General features: G+C 50.3%; 1 tRNA gene and 1 rRNA gene. Both read left to right on the top strand.

The features are described from left to right. Window positions 1-101 precede the first annotated feature (101 nt). Window positions 102-177, top strand: a tRNA-Glu gene (locus tag ABLX76_RS13810). Between the two features lie 178 nt (window positions 178-355). Continuing rightward, window positions 356-957 (top strand): 23S ribosomal RNA (locus ABLX76_RS13805); the annotation flags it as partial.

The raw sequence follows: 957 nt of genomic DNA, 5'->3' as shown, positions 1-957 counted from the left end.
TTGGATCACCTCCTTACCTTAAAGAACCTGCCTTTGTAGTGCTCACACAGATTGTCTGATGAAAGTAGAGAAGCAAGGCGTCTTGCGATTGAGACTTCAGTGTCCCCTTCGTCTAGAGGCCCAGGACACCGCCCTTTCACGGCGGTAACAGGGGTTCGAATCCCCTAGGGGACGCCACTTGCTGGTTCGTGAGTGAAAGACGCGTGCCGAACTATCTCAAAACTCATCTTCGGGTGATGTTTGAGATATTTGCTCTTTAAAAATCTGGATCAAGCTGAAAATTGAAACGACACACTGTTTAAGTGTGTTCGAGTCTCTCAAATTTTCGCAATCTGAAGACATCTTCGGGTTGTGAGGTTAAGCGACTAAGCGTACACGGTGGATGCCCTGGCAGTCAGAGGCGATGAAGGACGTGCTAATCTGCGAAAAGCGTCGGTAAGGTGATATGAACCGTTACAGCCGGCGATGTCCGAATGGGGAAACCCAGTGCAATTCGTTGCACTATCGTTAACTGAATACATAGGTTAACGAGGCGAACCGGGGGAACTGAAACATCTAAGTACCCCGAGGAAAAGAAATCAACCGAGATTCCCCCAGTAGCGGCGAGCGAACGGGGAGCAGCCCAGAGTCTGAATCAGCTTGTGTGTTAGTGGAACGGTCTGGAAAGTCCGACGGTACAGGGTGATAGTCCCGTACACCAAAATGCACAGGTTGTGAACTCGAAGAGTAGGGCGGGACACGTGGTATCCTGTCTGAATATGGGGGGACCATCCTCCAAGGCTAAATACTCCTGACTGACCGATAGTGAACCAGTACCGTGAGGGAAAGGCGAAAAGAACCCCGGCGAGGGGAGTGAAAAAGAACCTGAAACCGTGTACGTACAAGCAGTGGGAGCACCTTCGGGTGTGACTGCGTACCTTTTGTATAATGGGTCAGCGACTTATATTCTGTAGCAAG

The sequence above is a fragment of the Klebsiella sp. JB_Kp004 genome (assembly GCF_040065795.1).
Lineage (GTDB): Bacteria > Pseudomonadota > Gammaproteobacteria > Enterobacterales > Enterobacteriaceae > Klebsiella > Klebsiella quasipneumoniae.
This window is presented reverse-complemented; position numbering and strand designations above follow the sequence as displayed.